Genomic DNA, 3,182 nt, shown 5'->3' on the forward strand with positions numbered 1-3,182 from the left:
GATTAAAAATAATATCGTCAGGAACTGGCGATTACACGGGCGGAGACTCAAATAAGACTTTGGCAACAAAGCACAAGTCTGTGAAGCCCGAAGCCCATTTGTCTTTAGCAAATGGGTAGTTCACTACCTCACTTGGAAGAATTCCAACAAATCATTAAATGCCAAACTCAAACATATTCGATTCGTGCTTTCCTGAGCCTTGGGTCGTGGATTACGATGGTTATTATTGTATCAATCCTCGGTTTTATGATGGATCCGGGGAACTGGAATACGGACAAGAGTTTACTCAACGGTTTACCAACCCAATTTATCACCCTCAATTGGCCTTCCGCACACCAGTAGCCATGTTGGTAGGTGGAATATTCGGAATCCTATTGACCACCATATTTTCAAAAATAGGCTCCAAAAGGTTCTTTGAGTTGTACTCAATAATCCCTCCCTAATATATATGCAGATTTTAATAAATCTAATAAATAATAAAGGATGTTTTTGTCTTTTATTAGTTATTTATTATATTTGATAAACTTAGGGAATTAAACTTCTTTTAAGCAGAAAAGATGAAATTTAAAAATAGAGGATATGTAGCAGCTTTTTGGCACCATGCACCGCAATGTGTGAGAACATATAGTTATATCAATGCTCTTTAACTAGGACAAAATTATAAACTGAGATACACGTCAAAAAATCATCACTTTTGAAAGAAATTTTTATTAAATAAACATAACAATTAACGTAACTAATTTTAAAAATGGAAAAAGTATCAATATTTGATAATTTAATATACGAAAACACAAGGCCATCCATCCATGTTCTTTTAAATAATGAGAATACTAAAGAAGTTAGGATTGCCTTTCGTAAAAACCAAGAAATGAAAGCGCATAAATCGCCATATCCAATCGTCATTCATGTTATAGAAGGATGTATTGATTTTGGCGCCTTGAATGAAAGACATATTCTTACTAAAGGAACACTAATAGCGTTAGAGGCCTCAGCAGTACATGATCTAAAAGCAGTAGAAGATAGTATTGTAAGACTATCATTGAATAAGTCAGATAGTATTGAAAGGGTTGAGAAGATGGGAAAAAGTAATACAGAGATCTCGAATAAATAAAAATACAAATATAAATACATTTACTTGTTACTATATACTCAGAGGGAGACAGTGAATAATTTACAGAAAAGAGGCTACATAAAGGACTTCTTAAATCCAGAGCATAAAGATATTATTTTATACTTCAAAAGATAAAGTACCAATAATCAGACATGGGAATATTTTCTAAAACATGTGAGTATGCTTTGAGAGCAATGTTTTATATAGCGCAAAGATCACATAATGGACAACGTTGCGGCATTAAGGAAATTGCAGAAAACATCCATTCACCAGAACATTTCTTGGCAAAAATATTACAAAAGCTTAGTAAAGAGGGCTTAGTACAATCTATCAAAGGGCCAAATGGAGGCTTTTACTTAGATTCGCACAGTTTAAAACGTCCTCTTGCAGATATTGTTATGGCTATTGAGGGGGAAGAGATTTTCAAGGGTTGCGGTATGGGACTCAGCTATTGTTCTGAAGAAAATCCATGTCCATTGCATAATGATTTTAAAAATGTTAGAAACAATATTACCCGGATGTTGAAGGACACTTCTATCGGACAATTCAATGATGAATTAATAAAAGGGCAATTAACACTAAATAAATAATTTTTTCACCCAAATAAAAGACATTTTTATCTTTTATTGTTTAATATAATACATACAATGACTAATGATCAAAAAGACATAGTAAAAGCGACTGTTCCCATACTAAAGGAGCATGGAGTATTATTGACTACCCATTTTTATACGCGTATGTTTGAACATAACCCCGAACTTAAAAATGTATTCAACATGGGGAATCAAAAAAATCACAAACAACAAACAGCCTTGGCTATGACAATATTAGCTTATGCCGAACATATTGACGATCCTACTGTGTTATTACCTGTTATTGACAATATCGGTCATAAACATACGAGTTTAGATATTCGGCCAGAACATTATTCAATTGTTGGCAAACATCTAATTGCATCTATAGCTGAGGTATTAGGAGATGGTGCAACGCCGGAATTACTGAATGCATGGAGAGTAGCTTATGAGGAGTTAGCACAATTAATGAGCGGGCATGAACAGAAAATTTATAATAATCACGTCAATAAAAACGGTGGTTGGACAGGATGGCGACCTTTTGTGGTAAAGAAAAAAATTAATGAGTCTACAGAAATAACTTCATTTTATTTATACCCTTCAGATAACGGCCCGGTAGCAGATTTCCAACCCGGACAATACGTAAGCTTACGTCTCTTCCTTCCCGAGCTAAATTTATTACAACCTCGTCAATATAGCATTTCCAGCTGTCCTAATGGCAAATATTATCGAATTTCCGTAAAACGTGAAACAGGCAATATTCATCCTGATGGCATGATAAGTAATAGATTACATGATTACATTAGTGAAGGAGACCTTGTAGATCTATCTTCACCTTCAGGGGTTTTCGTATTAAAACATGAAGATCTAAAACCAAAAGTCTTTATAAGTGGAGGTGTAGGGCAAACACCATTAATGGCCATGTTAGAAAATCTTATAAACCAATCAAACGCCAATGATAATCTCAAAATAACTTGGGTACACGGGTGCCGTAATGAGGCTGTACATGCTTTTAAAGATAGACTAGCGGAAATAACAAATCGTTACAATAATGTAGAGAAACATATTTTTTATGAGCAATTAATCAATCAAGAAACTTCTGTCCATCAAGGTTGGGTTGAGCTTTCTAAGATTAAAGACCAAGTTATAGACCAACGAGCAGAATATTATATCTGTGGCCCTGCGCCATTCATTTCAAAACACTATACATTTCTTATAGAAAATAATGTGCCGAAATCTGCGATTCATTTTGAAGAATTCGGACCTTCCAATTTACAAGTAAACTAATATTTAATTTTATCAAAATATTAAGAAGCTCATTTGAAACTTAATTATAATGAACTGCCTCAAGATAATTGGGGCAGCTCTTAATTAGTCAAGCCTTAAAAAGCTATTTTGATCCGATTATCCAATTTAACCTGCAACAATAGAGTTGGATAAACAGGTTTTGAATAAAGACAAAAAATGATGATTTCCATTTATTCATCATCCGCTTGAAG

Annotated in this window: 4 protein-coding genes; all 4 read left to right on the forward strand. The window is 33.9% G+C overall.

Annotated elements, in window-relative coordinates; genetic code table 11:
- Window positions 1–158 precede the first annotated feature (158 nt).
- The 4 genes from FLS47_RS18320 (at window position 159) to hmpA (ending at window position 2,970) form a co-directional block, all read left to right on the forward strand.
- Window positions 159–443, forward strand: a complete 285-nt coding sequence (locus FLS47_RS18320) for a hypothetical protein (RefSeq protein WP_188347474.1) — start codon at window positions 159–161, stop codon at window positions 441–443.
- Window positions 444–868: 425 nt separating this feature from the next.
- Window positions 869–1,111, forward strand: coding sequence for a cupin domain-containing protein (locus tag FLS47_RS16805; RefSeq protein WP_223225399.1), 243 nt, complete (start codon window positions 869–871; stop codon window positions 1,109–1,111).
- Window positions 1,112–1,263: 152 nt separating this feature from the next.
- Window positions 1,264–1,701 carry an RrF2 family transcriptional regulator gene (locus FLS47_RS16810; protein ID WP_149915486.1) on the forward strand — a complete coding sequence of 146 codons (438 nt, stop codon included), beginning with the start codon at window positions 1,264–1,266 and terminating at the stop codon, window positions 1,699–1,701.
- Between the two features lie 57 nt (window positions 1,702–1,758).
- Window positions 1,759–2,970: an NO-inducible flavohemoprotein gene (gene hmpA, locus FLS47_RS16815; RefSeq protein WP_149915487.1), complete on the forward strand. Its 1,212-nt coding sequence runs from the start codon at window positions 1,759–1,761 to the stop codon at window positions 2,968–2,970.
- Window positions 2,971–3,182: the final 212 nt, after the last annotated feature.

Origin of the sequence: Sphingobacterium cavernae (assembly GCF_008520265.1) — a bacterium.
GTDB classification, from domain to species: Bacteria; Bacteroidota; Bacteroidia; order Sphingobacteriales; family Sphingobacteriaceae; genus Sphingobacterium; species Sphingobacterium cavernae.